Source organism: Pseudocolwellia sp. G5-9, assembly GCF_055808995.1.
Map to the genome: position 1 here is coordinate 3,647,115 of NZ_CM147893.1, position 25,423 is coordinate 3,672,537.

Annotated in this window: 33 protein-coding genes; 32 read left to right on the forward strand and 1 reads right to left on the reverse strand. The window is 39.6% G+C overall.

Features of this window, described 5'->3' with window-relative positions:
• Window positions 1-60: 60 nt before the first annotated feature.
• From rpoC to tuf, 5 genes are all read left to right on the forward strand, one after another.
• Complete coding sequence (gene rpoC / locus AC0L5Q_RS15725) at window positions 61-4,257, forward strand: DNA-directed RNA polymerase subunit beta' (protein ID WP_473611010.1); 4,197 nt, start codon at window positions 61-63, stop codon at window positions 4,255-4,257.
• A 203-nt stretch (window positions 4,258-4,460) separates the two neighbouring features.
• A complete protein-coding gene (rpsL, locus tag AC0L5Q_RS15730; protein ID WP_011045492.1) occupies window positions 4,461-4,835 on the forward strand; it encodes a 30S ribosomal protein S12 in 375 nt (124 codons plus the stop codon).
• A gap of 106 nt (window positions 4,836-4,941) precedes the next feature.
• Entirely contained in the window at window positions 4,942-5,412 is a 471-nt protein-coding gene (gene rpsG, locus AC0L5Q_RS15735) for a 30S ribosomal protein S7 (RefSeq protein WP_077343577.1), read from the forward strand.
• A 90-nt stretch (window positions 5,413-5,502) separates the two neighbouring features.
• Complete coding sequence (gene fusA, locus AC0L5Q_RS15740) at window positions 5,503-7,608, forward strand: elongation factor G (RefSeq protein ID WP_473611018.1); 2,106 nt, start codon at window positions 5,503-5,505, stop codon at window positions 7,606-7,608.
• A gap of 92 nt (window positions 7,609-7,700) precedes the next feature.
• On the forward strand, window positions 7,701-8,885 hold the full coding sequence (gene tuf / locus AC0L5Q_RS15745; RefSeq protein ID WP_473610976.1) for an elongation factor Tu: 1,185 nt from the start codon (window positions 7,701-7,703) through the stop codon (window positions 8,883-8,885).
• Window positions 8,886-9,327: 442 nt separating this feature from the next.
• On the opposite strand, the gene fusA (AC0L5Q_RS15750) is transcribed toward tuf, so the two are convergent.
• Window positions 9,328-11,415 carry an elongation factor G gene (gene fusA / locus AC0L5Q_RS15750; RefSeq protein WP_473611022.1) on the reverse strand — a complete coding sequence of 696 codons (2,088 nt, stop codon included), beginning with the start codon at window positions 11,413-11,415 and terminating at the stop codon, window positions 9,328-9,330.
• A 690-nt stretch (window positions 11,416-12,105) separates the two neighbouring features.
• Between fusA (AC0L5Q_RS15750) and rpsJ the strand changes: the two genes are divergently transcribed.
• From rpsJ to rpsD, 27 genes are all read left to right on the forward strand, one after another.
• Window positions 12,106-12,417, forward strand: coding sequence for a 30S ribosomal protein S10 (gene rpsJ / locus AC0L5Q_RS15755; RefSeq protein ID WP_019026497.1), 312 nt, complete (start codon window positions 12,106-12,108; stop codon window positions 12,415-12,417).
• 15 nt (window positions 12,418-12,432) lie between these two features.
• Window positions 12,433-13,071: a 50S ribosomal protein L3 gene (rplC, locus tag AC0L5Q_RS15760; RefSeq protein ID WP_077340502.1), complete on the forward strand. Its 639-nt coding sequence runs from the start codon at window positions 12,433-12,435 to the stop codon at window positions 13,069-13,071.
• 17 nt (window positions 13,072-13,088) lie between these two features.
• Window positions 13,089-13,694: a 50S ribosomal protein L4 gene (gene rplD / locus AC0L5Q_RS15765; RefSeq protein WP_077340501.1), complete on the forward strand. Its 606-nt coding sequence runs from the start codon at window positions 13,089-13,091 to the stop codon at window positions 13,692-13,694.
• Window positions 13,691-13,993: a 50S ribosomal protein L23 gene (gene rplW, locus AC0L5Q_RS15770; RefSeq protein ID WP_076420819.1), complete on the forward strand. Its 303-nt coding sequence runs from the start codon at window positions 13,691-13,693 to the stop codon at window positions 13,991-13,993. Before rplD ends, rplW begins: the two co-directional genes overlap by 4 nt.
• A 12-nt stretch (window positions 13,994-14,005) precedes the next feature.
• A complete protein-coding gene (gene rplB, locus AC0L5Q_RS15775) occupies window positions 14,006-14,830 on the forward strand; it encodes a 50S ribosomal protein L2 (protein ID WP_473611033.1) in 825 nt (274 codons plus the stop codon).
• A 26-nt stretch (window positions 14,831-14,856) separates the two neighbouring features.
• Window positions 14,857-15,132, forward strand: a complete 276-nt coding sequence (gene rpsS / locus AC0L5Q_RS15780; protein ID WP_076420823.1) for a 30S ribosomal protein S19 — start codon at window positions 14,857-14,859, stop codon at window positions 15,130-15,132.
• An 11-nt stretch (window positions 15,133-15,143) separates the two neighbouring features.
• Window positions 15,144-15,476: a 50S ribosomal protein L22 gene (gene rplV, locus AC0L5Q_RS15785; protein ID WP_077340499.1), complete on the forward strand. Its 333-nt coding sequence runs from the start codon at window positions 15,144-15,146 to the stop codon at window positions 15,474-15,476.
• A gap of 11 nt (window positions 15,477-15,487) precedes the next feature.
• Window positions 15,488-16,183: a 30S ribosomal protein S3 gene (rpsC, locus tag AC0L5Q_RS15790; protein ID WP_473611042.1), complete on the forward strand. Its 696-nt coding sequence runs from the start codon at window positions 15,488-15,490 to the stop codon at window positions 16,181-16,183.
• A gap of 11 nt (window positions 16,184-16,194) precedes the next feature.
• A complete protein-coding gene (rplP, locus tag AC0L5Q_RS15795; RefSeq protein WP_077340498.1) occupies window positions 16,195-16,608 on the forward strand; it encodes a 50S ribosomal protein L16 in 414 nt (137 codons plus the stop codon).
• The gene (gene rpmC, locus AC0L5Q_RS15800) at window positions 16,608-16,799 is read left to right on the forward strand and encodes a 50S ribosomal protein L29 (protein WP_077340497.1); all 192 of its coding nucleotides are present in this window, start codon (window positions 16,608-16,610) and stop codon (window positions 16,797-16,799) included. The genes rplP and rpmC overlap by 1 nt, the downstream gene beginning before the upstream one ends.
• Window positions 16,799-17,050: a 30S ribosomal protein S17 gene (gene rpsQ, locus AC0L5Q_RS15805; RefSeq protein WP_473611049.1), complete on the forward strand. Its 252-nt coding sequence runs from the start codon at window positions 16,799-16,801 to the stop codon at window positions 17,048-17,050. Before rpmC ends, rpsQ begins: the two co-directional genes overlap by 1 nt.
• Before the next feature lie 334 nt (window positions 17,051-17,384).
• Entirely contained in the window at window positions 17,385-18,137 is a 753-nt protein-coding gene (locus tag AC0L5Q_RS15810; RefSeq protein WP_473611053.1) for a glycosyltransferase family 25 protein, read from the forward strand.
• A 243-nt stretch (window positions 18,138-18,380) separates the two neighbouring features.
• Window positions 18,381-18,749, forward strand: coding sequence for a 50S ribosomal protein L14 (gene rplN / locus AC0L5Q_RS15815; protein WP_070375069.1), 369 nt, complete (start codon window positions 18,381-18,383; stop codon window positions 18,747-18,749).
• Window positions 18,750-18,761: 12 nt separating this feature from the next.
• The gene (gene rplX / locus AC0L5Q_RS15820) at window positions 18,762-19,076 is read left to right on the forward strand and encodes a 50S ribosomal protein L24 (protein WP_076420837.1); all 315 of its coding nucleotides are present in this window, start codon (window positions 18,762-18,764) and stop codon (window positions 19,074-19,076) included.
• A gap of 12 nt (window positions 19,077-19,088) precedes the next feature.
• On the forward strand, window positions 19,089-19,634 hold the full coding sequence (gene rplE, locus AC0L5Q_RS15825; RefSeq protein ID WP_076420839.1) for a 50S ribosomal protein L5: 546 nt from the start codon (window positions 19,089-19,091) through the stop codon (window positions 19,632-19,634).
• Between the two features lie 4 nt (window positions 19,635-19,638).
• The gene (gene rpsN / locus AC0L5Q_RS15830; protein WP_077340493.1) at window positions 19,639-19,944 is read left to right on the forward strand and encodes a 30S ribosomal protein S14; all 306 of its coding nucleotides are present in this window, start codon (window positions 19,639-19,641) and stop codon (window positions 19,942-19,944) included.
• Between the two features lie 19 nt (window positions 19,945-19,963).
• Window positions 19,964-20,353, forward strand: a complete 390-nt coding sequence (gene rpsH / locus AC0L5Q_RS15835) for a 30S ribosomal protein S8 (RefSeq protein WP_473611063.1) — start codon at window positions 19,964-19,966, stop codon at window positions 20,351-20,353.
• Window positions 20,354-20,364: 11 nt separating this feature from the next.
• Entirely contained in the window at window positions 20,365-20,898 is a 534-nt protein-coding gene (gene rplF / locus AC0L5Q_RS15840; RefSeq protein WP_473611068.1) for a 50S ribosomal protein L6, read from the forward strand.
• A 9-nt stretch (window positions 20,899-20,907) separates the two neighbouring features.
• Window positions 20,908-21,261 (forward strand): 50S ribosomal protein L18, encoded by a 354-nt coding sequence (rplR, locus tag AC0L5Q_RS15845; protein WP_077340489.1) that lies wholly within the window; start codon window positions 20,908-20,910, stop codon window positions 21,259-21,261.
• Window positions 21,262-21,270: 9 nt separating this feature from the next.
• Window positions 21,271-21,774, forward strand: coding sequence for a 30S ribosomal protein S5 (rpsE, locus tag AC0L5Q_RS15850; RefSeq protein ID WP_076420850.1), 504 nt, complete (start codon window positions 21,271-21,273; stop codon window positions 21,772-21,774).
• 6 nt (window positions 21,775-21,780) lie between these two features.
• Window positions 21,781-21,960 (forward strand): 50S ribosomal protein L30, encoded by a 180-nt coding sequence (rpmD, locus tag AC0L5Q_RS15855; RefSeq protein WP_076420853.1) that lies wholly within the window; start codon window positions 21,781-21,783, stop codon window positions 21,958-21,960.
• 2 nt (window positions 21,961-21,962) lie between these two features.
• Window positions 21,963-22,397: a 50S ribosomal protein L15 gene (rplO, locus tag AC0L5Q_RS15860; protein WP_473611077.1), complete on the forward strand. Its 435-nt coding sequence runs from the start codon at window positions 21,963-21,965 to the stop codon at window positions 22,395-22,397.
• Window positions 22,398-22,405: 8 nt separating this feature from the next.
• Window positions 22,406-23,731 (forward strand): preprotein translocase subunit SecY, encoded by a 1,326-nt coding sequence (gene secY, locus AC0L5Q_RS15865; protein ID WP_076420857.1) that lies wholly within the window; start codon window positions 22,406-22,408, stop codon window positions 23,729-23,731.
• Window positions 23,732-23,764: 33 nt separating this feature from the next.
• Window positions 23,765-23,878, forward strand: coding sequence for a 50S ribosomal protein L36 (gene rpmJ / locus AC0L5Q_RS15870; RefSeq protein WP_009839384.1), 114 nt, complete (start codon window positions 23,765-23,767; stop codon window positions 23,876-23,878).
• A gap of 129 nt (window positions 23,879-24,007) precedes the next feature.
• Window positions 24,008-24,364 (forward strand): 30S ribosomal protein S13, encoded by a 357-nt coding sequence (gene rpsM / locus AC0L5Q_RS15875; RefSeq protein WP_077340487.1) that lies wholly within the window; start codon window positions 24,008-24,010, stop codon window positions 24,362-24,364.
• 13 nt (window positions 24,365-24,377) lie between these two features.
• A complete protein-coding gene (rpsK, locus tag AC0L5Q_RS15880; protein WP_076420861.1) occupies window positions 24,378-24,767 on the forward strand; it encodes a 30S ribosomal protein S11 in 390 nt (129 codons plus the stop codon).
• Window positions 24,768-24,800: 33 nt separating this feature from the next.
• The gene (gene rpsD, locus AC0L5Q_RS15885) at window positions 24,801-25,421 is read left to right on the forward strand and encodes a 30S ribosomal protein S4 (RefSeq protein WP_076420863.1); all 621 of its coding nucleotides are present in this window, start codon (window positions 24,801-24,803) and stop codon (window positions 25,419-25,421) included.
• The last annotated feature ends 2 nt before the right edge of the window (window positions 25,422-25,423 follow it).

Genomic DNA, 25,423 nt, shown 5'->3' on the forward strand with positions numbered 1-25,423 from the left:
TTAGTACATGGAGAGAGTAGAAATACTCTCTCGCGTATTTAACTCCGACAGGAGAATAGTGTGAAAGATTTACTTAAGTTTCTTAAGCAACAAAATCAAACAGAAGAGTTCGATGGTATTCGCATCGGGCTAGCATCACCAGATATGATCCGCTCATGGTCATTTGGTGAAGTTAAAAAACCAGAAACAATTAACTATCGTACGTTCAAACCTGAGCGTGATGGTTTGTTCTGTGCGCGTATATTTGGACCAGTTAAAGACTACGAATGTCTTTGTGGTAAATATAAGCGTCTTAAGCACCGTGGTGTTATTTGTGAAAAATGTGGCGTTGAAGTTACATTAACTAAAGTTCGTCGTGACCGTATGGGTCACATCGAATTAGCAAGCCCAGTTGCGCATATTTGGTTCTTAAAATCATTACCTTCACGTATTGGTTTATTACTAGACATGACATTACGTGATATCGAACGTGTACTATATTTCGAATCATACGTAGTAACAGAACCAGGTTTAACGACTTTAGAAAAGAGCCAAATTCTTACTGAAGAAGAATACCTAGATGCTTTAGAAGAGCATGGCGATGAGTTTGATGCGAAAATGGGTGCTGAAGCAGTACTTGCATTATTGCAACAAATCGACCTTGACGGTGAAGTTGCGCAAATGCGTGAAGAACTTCCTGAAATTGGTTCTGAAACTAAACGTAAGAAAATCACTAAACGTTTAAAATTAATGGAAGCATTCGCTGCTTCAGGCAACAAGCCTGAGTGGATGATTATGTCTGTTCTTCCAATCTTACCACCTGATTTACGTCCTCTAGTTCCACTAGATGGTGGTCGTTTTGCTACGTCTGATTTGAACGATTTATACCGTCGTGTAATTAACCGTAACAATCGCCTTAAACGTCTTCTTGATCTGGTTGCTCCAGATATTATCGTACGTAACGAAAAGCGTATGTTACAAGAATCTGTAGATGCATTATTAGATAATGGTCGTCGTGGTAGAGCTATTACTGGTTCAAACAAACGTCCATTAAAATCGCTTGCTGATATGATCAAAGGTAAGCAAGGTCGCTTCCGTCAAAACTTACTAGGTAAACGTGTAGATTACTCTGGTCGTTCTGTAATTACCGTTGGTCCAACACTACGTTTACATCAATGTGGTTTACCTAAGAAAATGGCACTTGAGTTATTCAAACCATTTATTTACGGTAAATTAGAAGCTCGTGGTTTAGCGACTACAATCAAAGCGGCTAAAAAATTAGTTGAACGTGAAGGCGCTGAAGTTTGGGATGTACTTGATGAAGTTATCCGTGAACATCCAGTTATGCTTAACCGTGCACCAACACTTCATAGATTAGGTATTCAAGCTTTTGAGCCTGTTCTTATTGAAGGTAAAGCAATCCATTTACACCCATTAGTTTGTGCGGCATACAATGCCGATTTCGATGGTGACCAAATGGCGGTACACGTACCATTAACTATCGAAGCTCAAATGGAAGCTCGTACGTTAATGATGTCGACAAATAACGTACTTTCTCCAGCTAACGGTGATCCAATCATCGTACCATCGCAAGATGTTGTATTAGGTTTATATTACCTAACGCGTGATCGTGTAAATGGTAAAGGTGAAGGTATGGTTTTTGCTGACACTAAAGAAGCTGAGAAAGCATACCGTACTGATGTAGCTGAATTACATGCACGTGTTAAAATTCGTATTACTGAACATGTTCGTAATGCTGAAGGTGTATTAGAAGCTCGTACGTCATTACGTGATACTACAGTAGGTCGTGCTATTTTATGGCAAGTATGTCCAGACGGTTTACCGTATGACTTAATTGACCAACCACTTGGTAAAAAACCTATTTCGAAACTGATTAACCATGCTTACCGTAACCTTGGTTTAAAAGAAACGGTAATGTTTGCTGACCATATCATGTACACAGGTTTCCATTACGCAATGGTAGCTGGTGCATCTGTTGGTATTGATGACATGGTTATTCCTGCTGCTAAGTACACAATCATTGAAGACGCTGAAGAAGAAGTTGCTGAAATTCAAACACAGTTTGAACAAGGTCTTGTTACAGCGGGTGAGAAGTACAACAAGGTAATCGATATTTGGTCATCTGCTAACGAAAAAGTTTCGAAAGCGATGATGGATAACTTATCTAAAGAAACGGTTATAAATCGTGATGGTGAGCCGGAAGAACAAGACTCTTTCAACTCAATCTTTATGATGGCCGATTCTGGAGCTCGTGGTAGTGCCGCGCAAATACGTCAGCTTGCGGGTATGCGTGGTCTGATGGCTAAACCAGATGGTTCAATCATTGAAACGCCTATTACAGCTAACTTCCGTGAAGGTCTTAACGTATTACAATACTTTATCTCGACACATGGTGCGCGTAAAGGTCTTGCCGATACAGCACTTAAAACAGCTAACTCGGGTTACTTAACTCGTCGTTTAGTTGATGTTGCACAAGATTTAGTCGTAACTGAACATGACTGTGGCACATATGATGGTCTACTAATGACACCACTGATCGAAGGTGGTGATGTTGTTGAACCATTAAGAGAACGTGTACTTGGTCGTGTAGTTGCAGAAGATGTATTAAAGCCTGGTACTGAAGAAGTTCTTTTACCTCGAAATACACTTATTGACGAAGCATTTTGTGATTTCATTGAAGAAAATTCAGTGGATCAAATGATGGTACGTTCAATTATTACTTGTAAAACAGATTTTGGTATTTGTGCACATTGTTACGGTCGTGATTTGGCTCGTGGTCATATGATCAACCAAGGTGAAGCAATTGGTGTTGTGGCAGCACAATCAATTGGTGAACCAGGTACACAGTTAACCATGCGTACGTTCCATATCGGTGGTGCTGCATCTCGTGCATCAGCAGAGAACAACGTTCAGGTTAAGAATAACGGTACTTTAAAACTTCAAAATGCGAAGTATGTAACTAACTCTGAAAATCACTTAGTTATTACATCACGTTCATCAGAACTAACAGTAATTGATGAACATGGTCGTGAGAAAGAGCGCTATAAAGTTCCATACGGTTCTGTAATTTCTAAACAAGACGGTGAAGAGCTAAATGCTGGTGACATCATTGCTAATTGGGATCCGCATACGCATCCAATTATTACTGAGGTTGGTGGTAGAGTTCAATTTGTTGAATTGATCGACGGTGTAACTATGGTTCGCCAAACTGATGAATTAACAGGTTTATCTAGTATTGTTGTAACTGATGCTGGTCAACGTAACTCTGCAGGTAAAGAGATGCGTCCTATGGTTAAGCTAATTGATGCTAAAGGTAATGATGTAATGATTGCTGGTACAGAAATTCCAGCACAATACTACTTGCCAGGTAACGCGATTGTTAACCTAGAAGATGGTGCAGAAGTAAACATTGGTGACGCGTTAGCTCGTATTCCTCAAGAAAGCTCAAAAACTCGTGATATCACGGGTGGTCTACCTCGTGTTGCTGATTTATTTGAAGCACGTAAGCCTAAGCTACCAGCTATTCTGGCAGAGAAAACAGGTATTATCGGCTTTGGTAAAGAAACTAAAGGTAAAGTTCGTTTATTAATCACTCAACCAAGTGGTGAAGTATACGAAGAAATGATCCCTAAAATGCGTCAACTTACTGTGTTCGAAGGTGAATCAGTACTTAAAGGTGAAGTTATCGCCGACGGTCCAGAATCTCCACACGACATTTTACGACTACGTGGTGTAGCGCCTGTTGCTAATTACATAGTAAACGAAGTACAAGAAGTATATCGTTTACAAGGTGTAAAAATTAACGACAAGCACATCGAAGTTATCGTTCGTCAAATGATCCGTAAGTGTGAAATTTTAGACGCTGGTGATAGTGATTTCTTAAAAGGTGAACAGCTAGAAGTTGCTCATGTAAATATTGCAAATCGTGAATTGGAAGCACAAGGTAAAAAACCTGCTGAATACGAAATGCAAATGATGGGTATTACTAAAGCATCACTTTCTACTGATTCATTTATCTCTGCTGCTTCTTTCCAAGAAACAACACGTGTTCTAACTGAAGCTGCTGTAGCAGGTAAGAAAGATAACTTACGTGGCTTGAAAGAAAACGTAATTGTTGGTCGATTAATACCTGCTGGTACGGGTTATTCATACCACCAAGAAAGAGCACGTAAGCGTAATGCTGTACCTGTTGAAGAAGTAACAGTATCTGTTGATGACGCAGCGCAGGCGTTAACAGATGCATTGAATGCAGATTAATTAAGATCAGCATTTAAAGTAGAATATTAGGTAAAGTAAGCTGTAAAACTTGACAGCTTACTACTTGACCTATAGAATTCCGCGACCTTATATTCTGTACTAGTTATGTATAAAATATAAGGTCGCGGATTTTCACGTTTATAAGGGTATGAATTTCTTATTGATTGGGATTTATACAAGTTTAACTAATCGGGAGCTATTTAATGGCAACTATTAACCAATTAGTACGTAAACCTCGTGTAAGACAAGTAACAAAAAGTAATGTTCCGGCATTACAAGCTTGTCCACAACGTCGTGGCGTATGTACTCGTGTGTATACAACTACACCAAAAAAACCAAACTCAGCACTACGTAAAGTTGCTCGTGTTCGTTTAACTAACGGCTTCGAAGTTACTTCATATATCGGTGGTGAAGGTCACAACTTACAAGAGCATAGCGTTATATTAATTCGCGGTGGTCGTGTTAAAGATTTACCAGGTGTGCGTTATCACACTGTTCGTGGCGCACTAGATTGTTCTGGTGTAAGCGATAGAAGACAAGGCCGTTCTAAATACGGTGCTAAACGACCTAAATCTTAAGTTTCCCTATCTCTGCTCAATTTAAGTGGGCAAGATTAGAAACGTTAAGTAAGGCCAAATAATATATTACATTTTGGGTTAATCCTGAATACAACGGAGAATTAAGATGCCAAGAAGACGCGTCGTAGGGCAACGTAAAATATTGCCAGATCCTAAGTTCCATAACGAACTTTTAGCAAAATTCATCAACATCCTTATGGTTGATGGTAAAAAATCTACTGCAGAAAAAATTGTATATGGTGCACTAGACATTTTAGTTGAGAAATCTGAAAAAGATCAATTAGAACTTTTCGAAGAAGCGTTAGAAAACATCCGCCCACAAGTGGAAGTTAAATCGCGTCGTGTAGGTGGTTCTACTTATCAGGTTCCAGTTGAAGTACGTCCAGTTCGTCGTAATGCACTAGCCATGCGCTGGTTAGTTGACGCAGCTCGTAAACGTGGTGAAAAATCAATGGCTCAGCGCCTAGCTAACGAAATGTTAGATGCGTCTGACAGCAAAGGTTCAGCGGTTAAAAAACGTGAAGACGTTCACCGTATGGCTGAAGCAAACAAAGCATTCGCTCACTACCGTTGGTAGAAAAGTGATTGTCGTGATTACCGTTTGTCATAAAACGGTAATCACAACTTTTTATTATCTGGGTTAGAAGCTCAGAAAGAGGATGTAAAAGTGGCACGTACTACCCCTATAGAGCGCTATCGTAACATTGGTATCTGTGCTCATGTTGATGCCGGTAAAACGACAACTACAGAAAGGGTACTTTTTTATACAGGTCTTTCACACAAAATTGGTGAAGTGCACGATGGTGCAGCTACAATGGACTGGATGGAACAAGAACAAGAGCGAGGTATAACTATAACCTCAGCTGCAACAACTTGTTTTTGGAAAGGTATGAATGCTCAGTTCGAAGATCATCGCATTAATATCATTGATACTCCTGGCCATGTTGATTTTACTATCGAAGTAGAACGTTCTTTACGTGTACTTGATGGTGCCGTACTTGTATTATGTGGTTCTTCTGGTGTTCAGCCACAAACCGAAACTGTATGGCGTCAAATGGAAAAATATTCCGTTCCGCGTATTGTTTTTGTAAATAAAATGGACCGCACAGGCGCAAACTTCCTAAATGTAGTTAACCAGATGAAAACTCGTCTGGGTGCAAATGCAGTTCCTATTCATTTGGCTATTGGTGCAGAAGAAGATTTTAAAGGTGTAATCGACCTAATTAAGATGAAAGCAATCAACTGGAATGAAGCAGACCAGGGAATGACTTTCACTTACGAAGAGATCCCCGCAGAAATGCAGGATGAAGCCGAAGAGTGGCGTGAAAATTTAATATCTGAGGCTGCAGAAGCGTCAGATGAAATGATGGATAAATATCTTGAAGAAGGTGATTTATCCGAAGAAGAAATAAAAGCAGGATTAAGAGCAAGAACATTAAATAACGAGATTATTTTATGTTCTTGTGGTTCAGCATTCAAAAACAAGGGCGTTCAAGCTGTATTAGATGCAGTTGTTGAGTATTTACCGTCTCCTGTAGAAGTTGCTGCTATAACCGGTATAAATGACGATAAAGATGAAACTGAAGGAACGCGAGAAGCAGATGATAAAGCTCCGTTTTCTGCATTAGCTTTTAAAATAGCAAATGACCCTTTTGTTGGTACACTTACTTTCTTCCGTGTTTATTCTGGTGTTGTTAAAACGGGTGATACTGTTTATAACCCTATTAAGGGTAAAAAAGAACGCTTAGGTCGTATCGTGCAAATGCATGCAAACGATAGAAAAGAAATTAAAGAAGTGTACGCTGGTGATATCGCGGCGGCAATAAGTTTAAAAGACGTTACAACAGGTGAAACTTTATGTGATCCAAATCATGTAATTACACTTGAACGTATGGAATTTCCTGAACCAGTGATTTCAGTAGCAGTAGAGCCTAAAACATTAGCAGATCAAGAAAAATTAGCTATAGCATTAGGAAAACTTGCAGCAGAAGATCCTTCATTTAGAGTAGAAACAAATGAAGAAACAGGACAAACAATAATTTCAGGTATGGGGGAATTACACCTCGATATCTTAGTTGAGCGAATGAAACGTGAATTTAGTGTTTCATGCAATGTAGGTAACCCTCAAGTTGCGTATCGTGAAACTATCCGCTCAACAGTTAATGTTGAAGGGAAATTTGTTCGACAATCAGGTGGTCGTGGTCAGTATGGTCATGTATGGTTGAAAATGGAGCCTTTACCTGAAGGAAAGGGTTTCGAGTTTGTCGACGAAAGTGTTGGTGGTAGCGTTCCAAAAGAATATATCCCAGCAGTTGAAAAAGGCTGTAGAGAGCAAATGGACAGCGGTGTACTTGCTGGTTATCCTATGCTTGATATAAAGGTAACACTTTATGATGGCTCTTTTCATGACGTTGATTCAAACGAAATGGCGTTTAAAGTAGCTGCATCAATGGGCTTTAGACAGGGAGCTATCGAAGCTTCTCCTGCACTATTAGAACCTATGATGAAAGTTGAAATAACAACGCCAGAAGAAAATATGGGTGATGTCGTTGGTGACTTAAATCGTCGACGCGGCTTAATCGATGGCATGGATGAAGGACCTGCAGGTTCTAAAATAGTGAATGCTACGGTACCACTATCTGAAATGTTTGGTTATTCAACTGCTTTACGCAGTGCCACTCAAGGGCGAGCCTCTTACTCGATGGAATTTCAGCAATATAGTGAAGCTCCTCAGAAAGTACTCGACTCATTAACAAATTCTAATGGATTCTAATGGATTCTCGTAAGGCGCTCACTTAATATTTAGTGAAAGTCTAGCTCGGTCAACATGGCTGCGCTTTTAATAAACTTTAAGGTAATTGTAAAATGGCTAAAGCAAAATTTGAACGTAATAAACCACACGTAAACGTCGGAACAATCGGACACGTAGATCACGGTAAAACAACGTTAACAGCTGCAATCTCTGCGGTATTAACGAAAGTACACGGTGGTGAAGTAAAAGATTTCGCACAAATCGATAATGCTCCAGAAGAGCGTGAGCGTGGTATAACAATTAACACATCTCACATCGAATACGATACAGAAACACGTCACTACGCACACGTAGATTGTCCTGGCCATGCTGATTATATTAAAAACATGATCACAGGTGCAGCACAAATGGATGGAGCAATCTTAGTAGTTGCTGCTACAGATGGTCCAATGCCACAAACACGTGAGCACATCTTACTTTCACGTCAAGTAGGTGTACCATTCATCATCGTATTCATGAACAAATGTGACATGGTAGATGACGAAGAATTATTAGAATTAGTAGAAATGGAAGTTCGTGAACTTCTAAGTGAATACGAATTCCCAGGTGATGACTTACCAGTAATTCAAGGTTCAGCTTTAGGCGCACTTCAAGGTGAAGAGAAGTGGGAAGCTAAGGTTATCGAACTTGCAGAAGCACTTGATACTTATATCCCAGAGCCAGAGCGTGCAGTTGATGGAGCATTCATCATGCCTATCGAAGATGTATTCTCAATCTCAGGTCGTGGTACAGTTGTAACAGGTCGTGTTGAACGTGGTATCATCAAAGTAGGTGAAGAAGTAGAAGTTGTAGGTATTCGTGATACACAAAAATCAACGTGTACAGGTGTAGAAATGTTCCGTAAGCTTCTTGACGAAGGTCGTGCTGGCGAGAACTGTGGTGTACTTTTACGTGGTCTTAAGCGTGAAGACGTAGAACGTGGTCAAGTACTATGTAAGCCTGGTTCAATCTCACCACACACTAAATTCGAATCAGAAGTATACGTGTTAAGTAAAGATGAAGGTGGTCGTCATACTCCATTCTTCAAAGGATACCGTCCACAGTTTTACTTCCGTACAACAGACATCACAGGTGCAGTAGAGCTTCCTGAAGGTGTAGAAATGGTAATGCCAGGCGACAACTTGAAGTTTGTTGTAGAGCTTATCAACCCAGTAGCGATGGACGAAGGTTTACGCTTCGCTATCCGTGAAGGTGGTCGTACAGTAGGTGCTGGTGTAGTATCTAAAATCATTGACTAATATCGTTTAATCGATTGTTAATGTAGAAAGGTCGCGCAAGCGGCCTTTTTTGTTTATGGCAAGTACGACTACTTTCATGGACGTGATGACCGAGCAGGTTAAGGATCTATGCCCAAGGGCATGGATTGAATTAGCGAGGGCTAGGAGCTCAGCGACGAGTCGTATAGTAGATGAGATATAGTATCTAAAATCTTTGACTAACATTGTTTAATCTATTGTTAATGTAGAAAGGTCGCGTAAGCGGCCTTTTTTGTCTGTTTTTATGAATACAAACCCTGAGTAGTATTATTGATAAATGTAGATTTCGTCGACAATGAAAAGGTAGGAATGATCAATCTTATTTAATTGGGGGGAGGTATATTGGTTATACAAAAGTAGGTCGATATATTTTGGGTATTAAAAAGGGCGCCTAAGCACCCTTTGGAAGAAATTTTAAGAAACGTTATTTCTTAGCATTACGCTCTTTAACTTCAGATATTACAGTTTCAGCAACATTGTTAGGACAAGGCATATAGTGTGAGAATTCCATAGAGAATTGACCACGACCAGATGTCATTGTACGTAACGATCCTATGTAACCAAACATCTCTGAAAGAGGAACGTCAGCTTTAATGCGAACACCAGTAGAAGAAGGTTCTTGATCTTTGATCATACCACGACGACGGTTAAGGTCACCGATTACATCACCAACATGATCTTCAGGTGTGAATACATCAACTTTCATAATTGGTTCAATTAATTGAGCACCAGCTTTAGGAATTGATTGACGGAAAGCACCTTTAGCAGCAATTTCAAAAGCAACAGCAGATGAATCAACTGCATGGAAACCACCATCGTATAATTCTACTTCAACATCTAATACAGGGAAACCAGCAAGAGTACCGGTATCCATCATAGATTTGAAACCTTTCTCAACAGCTGGGAAGAATTCTTTAGGAACATTACCACCAACAACTGACGATTTGAAAACGAAACCAGAACCTGGTTCACCAGGACGAATACGGTAATCAATCTTACCAAACTGACCAGAACCACCTGATTGTTTCTTATGTGTGTAAGAATCTTCAATGGCTTGAGTAATCGTTTCACGGTAAGCAACCTGAGGTTTACCAACAACTAAATCAACACCGTATGTACGCTTAAGAATATCTACTTTGATATCTAAGTGAAGCTCACCCATACCACGTAGGATTGTTTCACCTGAATCAATATCAGTTTCAACTTGGAAAGTAGGATCTTCAGCAACCATCTTACCGATAGCAATACCCATCTTCTCAGATCCACCTTTATCTTTCGGTGTTACAGAAATTGAGATTACAGGAGCAGGGAATACCATAGCTTCTAATGTACAAGGATCTTTAGGATCACATAATGTGTGACCTGTTTGTACATTTTTCATACCTACGATAGCTAATATATCACCGGCTTGTGCTTCAGATAATTCAGTACGGTCATCAGCTTGCATTTCTACCATACGGCCAACACGTTCAGTTTTACCCGTAAATGAGTTTAATATGGTATCGCCTTTCTTAAGTTTACCTGAATAGATACGGATAAAAGTAAGTGCACCAAAACGGTCATCCATAATTTTGAATGCTAACGCTTTAAATGTTGCTTCAGTATCAACTACAGCAAATTTTCCTGTAGGCTCACCTAACTCATCTGTTAAAGGTTGAGGGTTAACATCAGTAGGACAAGGTAAGTAATCAACAACAGCATCAAGAAGAAGTTGCATACCTTTGTTTTTGAATGCAGAACCACAGTATGTAGGGAAGAACATTAATTCGTTTGTACCTTTACGGATACAAGCTTTAATTTGCTCTTCAGTAGGTGTAAGTTCGCCTTCTAAGTAATCCATTAATAGATCTTCGTCTGCTTCTAAAGCAGTCTCAATCATTTGCTCACGGTATATAGCCGCATCATCAACCATGTGAGCAGGGATATCTGTGATTTCGTAGTTTTCAGGAAGACCTGTATCATCCCAAACGTATGCTTTTTGACTTAGAACGTCAACAACACCAATGAAGTCATCTTCTTCACCAATTGGTAAAGTCATAATAAGTGGGTGAGCACCTAATACCTTTTTAACTTGATCTGTTACACGGTAAAAGTTTGCACCTAAACGGTCTAATTTGTTAACGAATATTAAACGAGCTACTTTAGAGTCGTTCGCGTAACGCCAGTTAGTTTCTGATTGAGGTTCAACACCACCTGAACCACAGAATACACCAACACCACCATCAAGAACTTTTAATGAACGGTAAACTTCTACAGTAAAGTCAACGTGACCAGGAGTGTCAATTACGTTAAAACGGTGCTTTTTCCATTCACAAGTAACGGCTGCAGACTGGATAGTAATACCGCGCTCAGCTTCTTGCTCCATGAAGTCAGTCGTAGACTCACCATCATGTACTTCACCAGTTTTATGAATTTTACCGGTTAATTTAAGGATACGTTCAGTTGTTGTGGTTTTACCAGCATCAACATGAGCGAAGATACCAATATTTCTGTATTTAGATAAATCTGCCATTACTTTACTCTATTTTAAGTTCTACTAAAAAAGCGGAATTGTTGAAAATTTGCGCGCGAGTATACCATTACTAAAAATAAATCTACATAAAAAAAATAGTTAACTTTAATTATTTGAGCGCATTCTATATCTAAGGTAAAAAATAGTTTGATAATTAATCACTTTATGATGTGCTTTACTTATTATCTGAGATAAGTGTTCAATCATTAAATTCATTAAATGATGAGAAGAACAAAATATATGGTTAAACACTTTTTAAGTGCTATTTAATCAAGTTATAAAAAGTCAGTTTACGTTATTGGTAGGTTAAAGCTTAAAACGGTAAAGCATAAATATAACTTTAGAAAAATTTATACAATGGATGAGTTGATATTAAAGCTTTACAGCATGCATGTAGTTATTACTAAATGACCTTACCCCGTGTCGAACAAAAAATGAATTCTTCTGCTTATATATAGGTACGATTAAACTGACACGTAATAAAAAGTTGCGTTAACTTAGTTGTTATGTATAATACGCGTCCACGTTGAGCATGCTTAACGTGATTATACTGAAATTTTATCGATTGAGTTTCAGATTACAGCAATCCCGATATGGGATTGAATGATATATATAGCGACACACCCCCCTTTAATATATTGAAAGGTGATGGGCTGTGTTTTGTTGTTCTTTAAAATGGGGATTTGATTCATGTCAAATCAAAGAATTCGCATTCGTTTGAAAGCGTTCGATCATCGTTTGATTGATCAATCAACAGCTGAAATCGTAGATACTGCTAAACGTACTGGCGCACAGGTTCGTGGACCAATTCCACTACCTACACGTAAAGAACGTTTTACTATCTTGACTTCACCACACGTTAACAAAGATGCTCGTGATCAATACGAAATTCGTACTCACAAGCGCTTAATTGATATCGTAGAACCAACTGAAAAGACTGTTGACGCTTTAATGCGTTTAGATCTTGCAGCTGGTGTTGATGTTCAAATCAGCTTGGGTTAATAGGGGGTTTTTAACATGACTATAGGTCTAGTTGGACGTAAAGTAGGTATGACTCGCATCTTCACTGAAGATGGTGTTTCAACGCCTGTTACAGTCCTAGAAGTTGAAGCCAACCGTGTTGCTCAGGTTAAAACTGTTGACAACGATGGTTATTCAGCGCTTCAAGTTACTACGGGTAGCAAAAAAGCTAATCGTACTAACAAACCAACAGCTGGTCATTTTGCTAAAGCTGGTATCGAAGCAGGTCGTGGCCTGTGGGAATTCCGTTTAGATGCAAATGAAGGTGAAGGTCTTGAATTAGGCAGTAACATTACTGTTGAATTATTCAACGACACTAAATTAGTAGACGTAACTGGAACTTCGAAAGGTAAAGGTTTCCAAGGCGGTATCAAACGTTGGAATTTTTCAATGCAAGATGCTACGCATGGTAACTCTATCTCTCACCGTTCAAACGGTTCTATCGGCCAGTGTCAAACACCAGGTCGTGTCTTCAAAGGCAAAAAAATGTCTGGTCACATGGGTGCTGTGAAAGTAACTACACAAAACCTTGAATTGGTTCGCGTTGACGCAGAACGTAACTTGCTCCTTATTAAAGGTGCAGTTCCGGGTGCAATCAACGGTAACGTAATCATTAAACCAGCTGTTAAAGCCTAACGTCCGGGAGATTTGTGATGGAATTAGCATTAAAAGACGCTTCAGGCGCTCTTCAAGTTTCTGAAACAACTTTTGGACGTGAGTTTAATGAAGCATTAGTACATCAAGTAGTTGTTGCTTACGCAGCAGGTTCTCGTGCAGGTACTCGTGCTCAAAAAACTCGTTCAGAAGTTAGCGGTGGCGGCAAGAAACCTTGGCGTCAAAAAGGTACTGGCCGTGCGCGTGCTGGTACAACTCGTGGTCCAATTTGGCGTTCAGGCGGTGTAACATTTGCTGCTAAACCTCAAGACCACAGCCAAAAAGTTAACCGTAAAATGTACCGTGGTGCTATCGCTAGTATCCTTTCTGAGTTAGTTCGTCAAGAACGCTTGATTGTGGTAGAAAATTTTGCAGTAGAAACACCAAAAACTAAAGAGTTAGTAGCTAAACTTAACGCTTTGGAGTTAAAAGATGTATTAATCGTAACTCCAGAAGTTGATGAAAATTTATTTTTATCAGCACGCAACTTATATAAAGTTGACGTACGTGATGTAGACGGTATTGACCCAGTTTCTTTAGTTGGTTTCGAAAAAGTTTTGATGACTGCTACTGCAGTTAAGCAAATTGAGGAGATGTTATCATGATAAACGAAGAACGTTTGTTAAAGGTGCTTTTAGCGCCGAACATTTCTGAGAAAAGCACTATGGCTGCTGAAGCAAACAACACTGTTGTTTTCAAAGTTGCTACTACTGCTACTAAAGCTGAAATCAAAGCAGCCGTTGAGAAGCTTTTCGAAGTTTCTGTCGAAGGTGTTCGTACGCTAAATGTTAAAGGTAAGACTAAACGTACAGGTGCTCGTATCGGTCGTCGTAACGACTGGAAAAAAGCATATGTAACTCTTGCTGAAGGTAGCGAAATCGACTTCGTCGGCGCGGAATCATAGGAGCAGTTAAAAATGGCTATAGTAAAATGTAAACCTACTTCTCCGGGTCGTCGCCACTTAGTTAAAGTGGTTAACGCCGAGTTGCATAAAGGTAAGCCTTACGCACCATTACTTGATACTAAATCAAAGTCTGGTGGTCGTAACAATAACGGTCGTATTACAGTACGTCATATCGGTGGTGGTCATAAGCAACACTATCGTTTGATTGACTTTAAACGTACTAAAGATGGTATCCCTGCAAAAGTTGAACGTTTGGAATATGATCCAAATCGTACTGCTAACATTGCACTTGTATTATACGCAGATGGTGAGCGTCGTTACATATTGGCTCCAAAAGGCCTAACTGCTGGTGATGTTATCCAGTCAGGTGTAGATGCTCCAATTAAGCCAGGTAATACATTACCATTACGCAATACTCCTTTAGGTAGTGTTGTACACGCAATTGAACTTAAACCAGGCAAAGGTGCTCAAATCGCACGTGCAGCTGGTGCATATGCTCAATTAGTAGCTAAAGACGGTGCGTATGTAACATTACGTTTACGTTCTGGTGAAATGCGTAAAATTGAGTCTGATTGTCGTGCTACTCTAGGCGAGATTGGTAACTCTGAGCACATGCTTCGCTCTTTGGGTAAAGCTGGTGCTTCAAGATGGCGCGGTGTTCGTCCTACTGTTCGTGGTGTTGCTATGAACCCAGTAGACCATCCACACGGTGGTGGTGAAGGTAAAACTTCAGGCGGTCGTCATCCGGTATCACCTTGGGGTGTACCAACTAAGGGTTACAAGACTCGTTCAAACAAGCGTACCGATAAATTTATCGTACGTCGTCGTACTAAATAGTACTAACTAAGTAAAGAGGATTCACCATGCCACGTTCTCTCAAGAAAGGTCCATTTATAGACCTGCACTTGTTGACGAAGGTAGAGAAAGCTCTGGAAAGCGGGAATAAAAAGCCAATTAAAACTTGGTCTCGTCGTTCAATGATCATACCTAATATGATCGGATTGACCATAGCTGTCCATAATGGCCGTCAACACGTCCCTGTATTTGTAACTGATGAAATGATCGGTCACAAATTAGGAGAATTTGCACCAACTCGTACTTACCGCGGCCATGTTGCGGATAAGAAAGCGAAAAGATAAGGGGAAATTAGATGGAAGCTATTGCTAAACATAAATTTGCCCGTGGTTCTGCTCAAAAAGCACGTTTAGTTGTGGATCAAATCCGCGGCTTACATGTTGAAAAAGCGCTTGAAATATTAACATACAGCAATAAACAAGCTGCAGTGTTAGTTAAAAAAGTACTTGATTCAGCAATTGCTAATGCTGAGCATAACGAAGGTGCAGATATTGATGAACTTATCGTAAAAACTATTATGGTTGACGATGGTCCAACAATGAAGCGTATTAGACCTCGTGCGAAAGGCCGTGCCGATCGTATAATTAAGCGTACAAGCCACATTACTGTGATTGTATCTGATAGCTAGGAGATATTAGTATGGGTCAAAAAGTACATCCAAACGGTATACGCCTAGGTATCACGAAACCTTTCGCGTCTACTTGGTTTGCAAGTAATAAAGATTTTGCTGCTAATTTGCACGGTGACCATTTGGTACGTGCATACTTAACTGAAAAGTTAAAACGTGCTTCATTATCTAAAGTTGTAATTGAACGTCCAGCTAAATCTATCCGCGTAACAATTCACACGGCTCGTCCAGGTGTTGTTATTGGTAAGAAAGGCGAAGACGTAGAAAAATTACGTTTACAAGTATCGAAAATTGCTGGTGTTCCAGCTCAAATCAACATCGCTGAAGTACGTAAGCCAGAAATGGATGCACAGTTAGTTGCTGAGAGTATCACAAGTCAATTAGAACGTCGTGTTATGTTCCGTCGCGCTATGAAGCGTGCAGTACAAAATGCAATGCGTTTAGGTGCTAAAGGTATAAAAGTTCAAGTGAGCGGTCGTTTAGGCGGAGCAGAAATTGCTCGTGCTGAATGGTATCGTGAAGGTCGTGTTCCATTACACACTTTACGTGCTGATATCGATTACGCAACAGCTGAAGCTAATACTACCTATGGTATTATCGGTGTTAAAGTTTGGATCTTTAAAGGCGAAATTATTGGCAATATGCCATTACAAGCAGAGCAACCAGCTGCTAAGCCTAAAAGAAAGAACAACCGCAAGCCTAAGTAGAGGAATAAGTAATGTTACAACCAAAACGTACTAAATTCCGTAAGCAATTTAAACTGCGTAACCGTGGTCTTGCACACACTGGTAGCGCTGTTAGCTTCGGTACTTTCGGGTTGAAATCACTTGAGCGTGGTCGTATGACTGCACGTCAAATTGAAGCAGCTCGTCGAGCTATGACTCGTCACGTTAAACGTCAAGGTAAAATTTGGATCCGTGTATTTCCTGATAAGCCAATTACTAAAAAACCATTAGAAGTTCGTATGGGTAAAGGTAAAGGTTCAGTGGAATATTGGGTATGTCAAATTCTTCCTGGTCGTGTTCTTTATGAAATGGAAGGTGTTCCTGAATCTGTAGCACGTGAAGCATTTGCATTAGCAGCTGCTAAACTGCCATTCAAAACAACCTTCGTAACTAGAACGGTGATGTAATGAAAGCTAGTGAACTTAAAAATAAAAGCATTGAAGAGCTAAACGCTGAATTATTAGGCTTACTTCGCGAGCAGTTTAATTACCGCATGCAAGCAAGCACTGGTCAATTAGCGCAAACTCACTTGCTTAGACAAGTACGCCGTAATATCGCGCGTGTTAAGACTATCATAACTGAAAAGGCAGGTAAGTAATGAGCGAAGTTAAAGTTCGTACACTACAAGGTCGTGTTATCAGTGACAAAATGGATAAGTCTATCACTGTCCTGATTGAGCGTCGTGTTAAGCATCCTATGTACGGTAAATTCATCACTCGTTCAACTAAGTTGAAAGCGCATGATGAAACTAACCAATGTGTAGCAGGTGATGTAGTAACTATTCGTGAATGTGCTCCAATCTCTAAGTCTAAAAACTGGACATTGGTTGACGTTATCACTAAAGCGTAATCTATCGTTTAGATAATTAACGTTAAGAAGTTACATAAAAAACCCTATCATTTATTTGATAGGGTTTTTTTATGCCTATAAATTCAAATTCATTAAAATGACTTTATTCTGTCACTAAAAATTAACGTTGTGGTCAATATAATCAAGCAACGAAAGATCCTTAAATCATGTTTCTTTTGGATTATGGCTTCTACAGGCAAGTTAAAAAGAAATGTCTCGTTTATTAAATAAAGACCTACTTTTTGCTGAAATGGGTATAACTGATTTTGTTAATTTAGTGATATTTTATCCATCTTTGTAGAAATGTGCCTTAAATTTAAAATAGGCCTTTTATATGAAAGTTCCCGCTATATTTGTTATCAATTTAGACCGTTCGCTTGATCGTTTAAAATCAAGTGAGTCACAGTTGAAGGATTGTGGGTTTAAATTTGAACGTATCTCAGCAGTTGACGGTAAAGAATTAGTCAGTGATGAAATACAAAAACATTATTGTAAAAAGAAAAATAACAAGGAATACCATAAAGAACTTACACGCGGGGAAATAGGGTGTTATTTAAGTCACCGTAAAGTTTGGCAAAAAATTGTAGATGATAAAATCGAATATGCCATCATTCTAGAAGATGATTTTGCAATAGAGGGGAATATCAATAAAACTATTTCTACTTTAAATCGGATAGATTTCGAGTGGGATTATATAAAATTAGCGACTTATAAAAAAAGAACAAGAAATATAGCATTTAGCCAACCAATTAATAATATGCATTTAGTACTATTCAATAAAGCGATGGCAGGAACATGCGCACAAGCCGTTTCATATTCAGGAGCAAAAAAATTATTACTCAATTCTGCTCAATTTGGGCGCCCAATAGATATTGATTTACAATACTGGTGGGAAAAGAACATAGAATTATTTGCTCTTCTGCCATATCCTTTTGCTCCTGATCTTAGTTTAGCAAGTGATATTGCTGCAATGAAACCTCATGATATTAAAATTAAAACTAAGTTTTGGAAAAGAAAACTTCAACAACTTGATTTTATATATAGAAATAATCGTGAGAGAACACAGTTAATTCAAAAATATAAATGAGTTAACTGACTTGAATAACATATATTGAATTAAAAATTCTTATGCAAGCCCCTATATCTAAAGATGTAATACCTATCTATACCGTGTTGTTTATTTTTTCTTAATTTAAGGTATCACTTTTTAACCTCTGGTGTTATAATCTCGCGCCCGCTCGTTGTGAGTGGGATTTAGAAGGCAGTGACGGGTCAAATTTCTGGCCTTGAATTTAATCTTTTATAAGATAATTTAGCGGAGACATATTAAATGATCCAAATGCAATCACAATTGAACGTAGCTGATAACAGCGGCGCTCGACGTGTACAATGTATAAAGGTTCTTGGTGGTTCGCACCGTCGCTACGCACGCATTGGTGATATCATTAAAATTGCAGTGAAGGAATCAAATCCTCGCGGTAAAGTTAAAAAAGGTGATGTTCTTACTGCAGTAGTGGTGCGCACTAAGAAAGGTGTTCGTCGTTCAGATGGTTCTACCATCCGTTTTGATGAAAATGCGGCTGTAATGTTAAATGCTAACTTACAACCAATTGGTACTCGTATTTTCGGTCCTGTGACACGTGAACTTCGTAATGAAAAGTTCATGAAAATTGTTTCACTTGCACCAGAAGTACTTTAAGGAGTCACGATAATGGCATCTAAAATTCGTCGTGATGATGAAGTAATCGTACTTGCAGGAAAAGACAAGGGCAAAACTGGTAAAGTAACCAAAGTTCTTGTAGAAGAAAGCAAAGTATTTGTTGAAGGTATTAACTTGATCAAAAAGCACACTAAGCCTGTACCTCAGTTACAGCAGCCTGGTGGGATTGTTGAAAAAGAAGCACCTTTAAATGTTTCCAACGTTGCGATTTTAAACCCAGCTACTGGGAAAGCGGATCGTGTTGGTTTTAGAGATGAAAACGGAAAGAAAGTACGTTTTTTCAAATCTAATAACGAATTAATTTAATTGGAGTAAACGATGGCGAAACTGCATGATTTTTACAAAGATACAGTTGTAGCTGAATTGCAAAAGCAATTTGCTTACAAAAGTGTCATGCAAGTCCCTCGGATTGAAAAGATCACCCTTAACATGGGTGTTGGTGAAGCTATATCTGATAAAAAGGTATTAGAACACGCCACGAATGATCTTACTGCAATCTCAGGTCAAAAGCCGGTCACGACAGTAGCACGCAAATCAGTTGCGGGCTTCAAAATTCGTGAAGGCTATCCTATAGGCACAAAAGTAACTCTACGCGGTGAGCGTATGTGGGAATTTTTAGAGCGTTTAATTTCTATCTCTATTCCACGTATTCGCGATTTTCGTGGCTTAAATCCTAAGTCATTCGATGGTCGTGGTAACTACAGCATGGGTGTACGTGAACAAATTATCTTCCCGGAAATCGAATACGATAAAATCGATAAAATTCGTGGATTAGATGTCACTATCACTACGAGTGCGAAGAATAACGAAGAAGGTCATGCTTTATTGACTGCTTTCAACTTCCCATTTAAGAAAAAGGTGTAGAGTTATGGCTAAATCGTCAATGAAAGCTCGTGAAGCTAAAAGAACTAAGCTTACAACTCAGTATGCTGAAAAGCGTGCAGCGTTGAAAAAAATCATCTCAGGTGTTAATTCTTCTGAAGAAGAACGTTGGGATGCGGTATTGAAACTTCAAAGTTTACCTCGTGATTCAAGCAGTAGTCGTCAACGTAATCGTTGTAATATTACTGGTCGTCCACATGGATACTTACGTAAATTCGGCTTAAGCCGTATTAAGTTGCGTGAAGCAACTATGCGTGGTGAAGTTCCAGGTCTTAAGAAAGCTAGTTGGTAATTCACGGGAGTAAATGGTTATGATGACTGATCCTATCGCGGACATGTTTACACGCATCCGCAACGGTCAATCTGCAGCTAAAACTGCAGTAACAATGCCATCTTCTAAGGTTAAAGTAGCAATTGCTAACTTACTTAAAGAAGAAGGTTACATCTCAGAGTATTCAGTATCAGGCGAAGCAAAACCTGAACTTGCTGTTACTTTGAAATATTTTGAAGGTAAAGAAGTAATCGAAACAATCAAACGTGTTTCACGTCCTGGTCTTCGTGTATACAAAGGTGCTAACGAGTTACCTAAAGTATTAGCGGGAATGGGTATTGCGATTGTATCAACTTCTAAAGGTCTTATGACTGATCGCGCCGCTCGCACTGCGGGTCTTGGTGGCGAAATCCTCGGTTTCGTAGAGTAAGGAGCAGAACTATGTCTCGTGTTGCAAAAGCACCTGTCCAAGTACCTGCTGGCGTTACTATTACGTTATCTGGTCAAGACATTAAAGTAAAAGGTCCTGTAGGTGAACTTTCACGTACTATCCATAGTTTAGTAGCGGTATCTTATGAAGATAACACTATTACAACGGGTGTAGTAAGTGAAGATAAAGCTGCTTGGGCTCAAGCCGGTACTGCACGTTCTTTAATCAACAATATGGTTGAAGGTGTAAGTAAAGGTTTTGAAAAGAAACTAGTTTTAAACGGTGTTGGTTACCGTGCAAAAGCTGCGGGTAAGAACTTAAACTTATCTCTTGGTTTTTCACATCCGGTTGACCACGCTATTCCAGAAGGAATAACTGTTGAAACTCCTAGCCAAACTGAAATCACACTGAAAGGTGCTGATAAACATTTAGTTGGTCAAACTGCAGCGAACATTCGTGAATACCGCAAGCCAGAGCCTTATAAAGGTAAAGGTATACGTTATTTAGACGAAAATGTTCGTCGTAAAGAAGCTAAGAAGAAGTAGGGTAATACGATGGATAAGAAAACATCTCGTTTGCGCCGCGCTAAACGCGCCCGTGCAAAAATTAGCGAGCTGGGTGCGAATCGTTTAGTCGTTCACCGTACTCCTCGCCACATTTACGCGCAATTGATTGCACCAACAGGTTCTGAAGTTATTGTAGCAGCGTCTACTTTAGATAAAGAATTAAGTGCTCAGTTAGAAAAAACAGGTAACGTTGAAGCAGCTATAGCTGTAGGTAAAGCAATTGCAGAACGTGCAGTAGCTAAAGGTATTACTACTATTGCCTTTGACCGTTCAGGTTTTCGTTACCATGGTCGCGTAAAAGCGTTAGCAGATGCAGCTCGTGAAGCTGGTCTACAGTTCTAGGGGTTGATGATGGCTAATCAAGAAAACTCACAACAAAGTGATTTAGCTGAAAAGTTAATCGCAGTTAACCGTGTTTCAAAAGTGGTTAAAGGTGGTCGTATTTTCAGTTTCACTGCACTAACAGTAGTTGGTGATGGCAACGGTCGCGTTGGTTTTGGTTACGGTAAAGCACGTGAAGTGCCTGCTGCAATTCAAAAAGCAATGGAAAAGGCTCGTCGTAACTTAGTAACAGTTGATCTGAAGGGTACTACTCTTCAACATCCTATCAAGGGTCGTCATTCTGGTTCTAAGGTTTACATGCAACCAGCTTCAGAAGGTACAGGTATCATCGCCGGTGGCGCGATGCGTGCAGTACTTGAAGTTGCAGGCGTACAGAACGTATTGTCAAAAGCATACGGTTCTACTAACCCAATTAACGTAGTTCGCGCTACTGTATCTGCTCTTGCGAATATGCATTCGCCGGAAGCTGTTGCAGCTAAACGTGGCAAAAGCGTTTCAGACATTTTGGGGTAATTGAGCATGGCTAAAACAGTTAAAATAACTCAAGTAAAAAGTTCTATAGGTCGTTTACCTAAACATAGAGCTACTTTAAAAGGTCTTGGATTACGTCGTATTCGTCATACAGTAGAGTTAGAAGATACTCCATCTGTACGCGGTATGATTAACCAAGTGTCTTACATGATTAAGGTGGAGGATTAATAATGCATTTAAATACTTTATCTCCTGCACCAGGTGCAAAGAAAGCTAAAAAGCGCTGTGGTCGTGGTATAGGTTCTGGTATTGGTAAAACAGGTGGTCGTGGTCACAAAGGTCAGAAATCTCGTTCTGGCGGTAGTGTACGTCCTGGTTTTGAAGGCGGTCAAATGCCATTGAAACAACGTTTACCTAAGTTTGGTTTCACATCACGTAAATCTTTAGTTCACGCTGAAGTACGTTTACATGAGCTAAACACAATCACAGGTGATGTGGTTGATATCTTTACTTTAAAAGATGCAAACTTAATTACACGTAACATCAAAACAGCAAAAATCATGCTTTCTGGTGAAATCACAAAACCTCTAACGGTTCGTGGTTTAAGTGTTACTAAAGGCGCACGTGCAGCTATTGAAGCTGCTGGCGGAAAAATCGAGGAATAGTACAGGCTATGGCTAAACCAGGTATGGATAACAAAGCGCAAGGCGGATTGTCTGAGCTTAAACAAAGATTATGGTTTGTATTCGGAGCACTTATAGTTTTCCGTTTAGGATCATTTGTGCCGATTCCTGGTATTGACGCCGCTGTATTAGCTCAGTTGTTTGAACAACAACAGGGTACCATTGTAGAAATGTTTAACATGTTCTCCGGTGGTGCTCTTGAGCGTGCCTCTGTATTGGCTTTAGGTATTATGCCGTACATTTCAGCTTCAATCATTATGCAATTGCTAACGGTTATTCACCCAGCAATGGCAGAATTAAAGAAAGAAGGTGAAGCTGGACGTCGTAAAATCAGTCAATATACTCGCTACGGTACTTTAGTACTTGCAATTGTACAATCTATAGCAATAGCAAAAAGCTTACCCGGTATGATGCCAGGTTTAGTGATGAATGCAGGAATAGGTTTCTATTTCGCGGCAGTAGTAAGTTTGGTTACTGGTACCATGTTCTTAATGTGGTTAGGTGAGCAAATTACTGAACGCGGTATCGGAAACGGTATTTCGGTTCTAATTTTTGCTGGTATTGTTGCAGGTATGCCATCAGCTGTTGGTCAAACGGCAGAAATGGCGCGTCAAGGTGAATTGCACTTATTAGTATTATTACTTATTGGTGTTATTGTATTTGCTACTACTTTTTTCGTTGTATTTGTAGAGCGTGGTCAACGACGTATCGTTGTTAACTACGCAAAGCGTCAGCAGGGCCGTAAGGTTTTTGCTGCACAAAGTACGCATTTACCGTTGAAAGTAAATATGGCAGGTGTAATTCCGCCAATATTTGCTTCAAGTATAATCTTGTTCCCAGGAACACTTGCAAGTTGGTTTGGTCAGGGTGAAGGAATGGTTGCAGACTTTTTACAAGAAGTTTCAATCGCGATGTCTCCAGGACAGCCATTGTATGTAATGTTGTTAGCAGCAGCGATTATATTCTTCTGTTTCTTTTACACGGCTCTTGTTTTTAATCCGCGTGAAACAGCTGATAACTTGAAAAAATCAGGTGCGTTTATTCCTGGGATTCGTCCTGGTGAACAAACGTCAAAATATATAGATAAAGTAATGACACGTTTAACCTTAGCTGGTGCGTTGTATATTACCTTCATCTGTTTAGTACCTCAGTTTATAATTATCGCTTGGGACGTCAATTTTTACTTTGGCGGAACATCTCTACTTATAGTAGTTGTTGTAATTATGGATTTTATGGCCCAAGTGCAAACACATATGATGTCTCATCAATATGATAATGTACTTAAGAAAGCTAATCTTAAAGGCTATGGCAAGTAAGATTAGCTTACGTTTATATAACGGAGTAGTAAGATGAAAGTTCGTGCATCCGTAAAAAAGATTTGTCGTAATTGTAAAGTTGTTAAGCGTGCTGGTGTTGTTCGCGTTATTTGTAGTGAACCTAAGCATAAACAACGTCAAGGCTAAATCTTTAGCAGTAGCATTATACAGATAACTCTGTATAATGCCGCTTCGATTGCAAGAAAGAGACGGGTTGAGTATCCTAACGGGCTTTTCAACCTGATGTAATTTTAATTAAGAATAGGAGATGTGTTAGTGGCCCGTATCGCTGGCATTAACATCCCTGATCGTAAGCATGCAGTAATCGCCATTACTGCGATCTACGGTATCGGAGCAACTCGCGCAAAGTCAATTTGTGCTGGTGCAGGTATTGCAGAAACAACTAAGATCAGTGAATTGGACGAAGCTCAAATTGACTTGCTTCGTGCTGAAGTGGATAAATTCACCGTTGAAGGTGATTTACGCCGTGAAGTTTCAATGAATATTAAACGTCTTATGGATTTAGGTTGCTACCGTGGTATTCGCCACCGTCGCAGTCTTCCTCTACGTGGTCAACGCACTAAAACTAATGCGCGCACACGTAAAGGTCCTCGTAAGCCAATTAAGAAGTAAGAGGAACTAGACAATGGCTAAAACACCTGTACGTACGCGTAAACGCGTAAAAAAACAAGTTGCTGATGGCATGGCTCATATCCATGCATCTTTCAACAACACAATCGTGACTCTTACAGATCGACAAGGTAATGCTTTATCTTGGGCGACTGCTGGTGGTTCAGGTTTCCGTGGTTCACGTAAATCTACTCCATTTGCTGCACAAGTTGCTGCAGATCGTGCGGGTAAAGCTGCACAAGAGTTTGGTTTGAAGAATATTGAAGTGTTCGTTAAAGGTCCAGGTCCAGGTCGAGAATCTGCTATCCGTGCCTTAAATGCTGCTGGTTTTAAAATCACCAACATTACTGACGTTACACCTATTCCTCATAATGGTTGTCGTCCTCCTAAGAAACGTCGCGTTTAATTGCACTTTTTTTAGGAATGTTGGAGAAAGAAAATGGCTAGATATTTAGGTCCTAAGTTAAAGCTTAGTCGTCGCGAAGGAACAGATTTATTCCTTAAAAGCGGTGTAAGAGCAATTGACACTAAATGTAAATTCGAAATGGTTCCAGGTCAGCACGGCGCACGTAAAGGTCGCCTTTCTGATTATGGTATTCAGCTTCGTGAAAAACAAAAAGTTCGTCGTATATACGGTGTTCTTGAAAAACAGTTCCGCAACTACTATAAAGAAGCGGCACGTCTAAAAGGTAATACAGGTGAAAACTTATTACAACTTTTAGAAAAACGTTTAGACAACGTTGTATACCGTATGGGTTATGCAAGTACTCGAGCTGAAGCTCGTCAACTTGTAAGCCATAAAGCTATTACAGTTAACGGTGTTGTTGTTAATATTCCATCTTTCACTGTAAAAGCCGAAGATGTAGTTTCTGTACGTGAAAAGTCTAAATCTCAAGCGCGTATTATCGCTGCTTTGGAATTAGCTGAACAACGTGAGAAGCCAGTTTGGGTTGAAGTAGATAACAAGAAATTAGAAGGTGTTTTCAAACGCATCCCTGATCGCTCAGATTTATCTGCCGAAATTAATGAACAGTTGATTGTTGAACTTTACTCTAAGTAAAG